The following is a 1,994-nucleotide window of genomic DNA, read 5'->3' on the forward strand; positions in this document are numbered from 1 at the left end:
GTGGGTGGGGGGGCGAGTGCGGGCGGGGTGGCTGGGCTCGGTTGCTATGCCGCGTTTGCCGGTATCGCTCGGGGCGGCCATGGTGGAGGGGCGGGGCAAGCCCGGGGGGCGTTGCTGACCGGAGGATGTCGATGTACGTCGTGAAGAGCCCGCTGTCCGATACCGATCTGAGGACCGTGTCCGAGGCGCTGCAGGGTGCGCTCGTCGACCTGGTGGATCTGTCGCTCGTGGCGAAACAGATCCACTGGAACGTGGTCGGGCCGCGCTTCCGGACCGTCCACCTCCAGCTCGACGAGGTCGTCGACACCGCCCGGCTGCACTCCGACACCGTTGCGGAGCGTGCCTCCACGCTCGGTGTCTCGCCGGACGGACGTGCCGCGACCGTGGCGAACAGCAGCGGTATCAGCCCCGTGAAGGACGGCTGGGTGAAGGACACCGACGCGGTGGGGGCGCTCGTGGACGGGCTCGGAGCCGTGATCGGGCGGATGAGGGAGCGGGTGGAAGCGACGGGGGTCGCCGACCCGGTGAGCCAGGACATCTTCATCCAGATCACCGCTGACCTCGAAAAGCACCACTGGATGTTCCAGGCGGAGAACGGGTAGCCGGTGTCAGCGGTTGCGTCAGCGGCAGGCCGGGAGCTGGAGGCGGTGCCGTGAGGGGGCGGATGGGGCGCGTGGGGCGAATAGGCAGGTGGGGGCTGGCTCTGGGCGCCGGAGGGCTGTGGTGGTGGGCCGTGATACGGCTGGCGTTCGCCGCGGAGGCCGGCGTGCTGGAAGGAGCGGTCGCGGCCGGCGGGTGGGGGCTGAGTCTGCTTCCGGTGCACTGTGTGTCCAAGGCGCGGGCCGTGGGGGCGGCCGGGTCGGACCAGTGGATACGGCGGATGCGGCGGGCTTCGGAGGCTTGGCGAAGGAAATGGGGACCGCTCTTGGGGCGGGGGTGAACCCTTCTGAGGTGCGCGAGGAGAAAGCCGCTGGTGGCTGATGGCCGGGGTGGTGGCCGGTGGTTGGGGTGGTTGGCCGATGGCCAGAGGTCGGGGATGGTGCGCGTGCGTGAGTGCGTGGCGTTGTCGGTGGGTGTCTCGGGTTACCAAGGCATTGCCACGCCTCCGTTGGGGCGGAGGATCTGGCCCGTCGTGAACGACGAGGCGTCCGAGGCGAGGTGCAGGACCGCGTGGGCGATGTCCTCGGGTTCGCCGACCCGGCCCAGCGGTGACCTCCGTGCCATGACCGTCTCCGTCCGTGCCTGGGCCTCGTCGTCGTGGCGGTCGGTCATCGGCGTACGGATCCAGCCCGGCGCGACCGCGTTGACCCGGATGCCGTGCGGGCCCATCTCGGTCGCCAGGGTCTTCGTGAGCTGCACGACGGCCGCCTTCGCTGCTCCGTAGCAGAGCAGCCCCGGCCCGCCGGTGTCGACGGCTCCCGAGGCCATCGTGATGATGCTGCCGCGCGTATCGGAGGCCAGCATCGAGCGGGCCGCCTCCTGGCAGGCGTACAGGACGCCCTTGAAATTGACGCCGAGTACCCGGTCGAGGTCCTCGTCCCGGGTCTCCAGGACCGGGCTGCTGTGCATGATGCCGGCGACGGCGGCCATGACGTCCAGGCGCGCGCAGGCCGCGACCGCCTCGCTGAGCCGGCGTCGGTCCGTGACGTCGAGGGTGTGGGTGTGGGCCGTACCGCCCATGTCCTTGACCAGGGCGGCCGTCTCGTCGAGGCCCTGGGAGTCCCGGTCCGCGCAGTGGACGGTCGCCCCCGCCTCCGCGAGCAGCACGGCACAGGCACGGCCGATGCCGCTCGCCGCGCCGGTGACGAATGCGGTGCGTCCGGTGAGGTCGTACGCCGTTACGGGCATGAAGGGACCGTACGAGTCATCTGACGGGTCGTCAATTAGTGGGTGGGGTCGGGTGCGGTCTCGTTCGTGGGACCGTGCTGGCAGCCGGGGCACCAGTACGTGACCCGGTCGCCGAGTTCCGCCTTGCGGATCGGGGTGCCGCAGCG

Annotated in this window: 3 protein-coding genes; 1 reads left to right on the plus strand and 2 read right to left on the minus strand. The window is 70.9% G+C overall.

Annotation, left to right across the window (positions count from 1 at the left end; all coding sequences use genetic code 11):
- The first annotated feature begins 131 nt into the window (after nt 1-131).
- Entirely contained in the window at nt 132-602 is a 471-nt protein-coding gene (locus tag AOK01_RS40180) for a Dps family protein (protein ID WP_055520600.1), read from the plus strand.
- 481 nt (nt 603-1,083) lie between these two features.
- Here AOK01_RS40180 and AOK01_RS40185 read toward each other — a convergent pair whose 3' ends face one another.
- Both AOK01_RS40185 and AOK01_RS42300 read right to left on the minus strand, forming a co-directional pair.
- On the minus strand, nt 1,084-1,848 hold the full coding sequence (locus AOK01_RS40185; protein WP_055520601.1) for an SDR family NAD(P)-dependent oxidoreductase: 765 nt from the start codon (nt 1,846-1,848) through the stop codon (nt 1,084-1,086).
- Between the two features lie 35 nt (nt 1,849-1,883).
- Nucleotides 1,884-1,994, minus strand: a 111-nt coding sequence (locus AOK01_RS42300; protein ID WP_281181506.1) for a zinc finger domain-containing protein, incomplete at its 5' end; no start/stop codon positions are given.

Source organism: Streptomyces aurantiacus, from assembly GCF_001418335.1.
GTDB classification, from domain to species: Bacteria; Actinomycetota; Actinomycetes; order Streptomycetales; family Streptomycetaceae; genus Streptomyces; species Streptomyces aurantiacus.